General features: G+C 60.8%; 1 protein-coding gene. It reads right to left on the bottom strand.

The window, feature by feature from the left end:
* Positions 1-255 (bottom strand): SPASM domain-containing protein (locus R0J88_RS21695; RefSeq protein ID WP_410901132.1); only part of this gene is annotated, 255 nt, incomplete at both ends.

Genomic DNA, 255 nt, shown 5'->3' with positions numbered 1-255 from the left:
ATCCGCGCCGGTCAGCATCCGCATGGCGCCTTCGAAGATGCCTTTGGCGTAGTGGTATTCGTTCTCGCAGGTATCCACCCAGTTATCGCCCTTGAGATACATGCATCCGCCGCCGCAGATTTGCAGGTAAGGGCATCCGGCGCAGTCAGGGCGTTCACGCCAGTGCCAGGAGGTGTCCAGCTTGACCTCATCCATCTGGAACACGCTGCCCAGCCCATGTTCGCCGGTCGCACCGACGTTCTGGCAGGTCATGAC

It is taken from the genome of Pseudoalteromonas sp. SIMBA_162, from assembly GCF_046535955.1.
Classification (GTDB): Bacteria; Pseudomonadota; Gammaproteobacteria; order Enterobacterales; family Alteromonadaceae; genus Pseudoalteromonas; species Pseudoalteromonas marina.
This window is presented reverse-complemented; position numbering and strand designations above follow the sequence as displayed.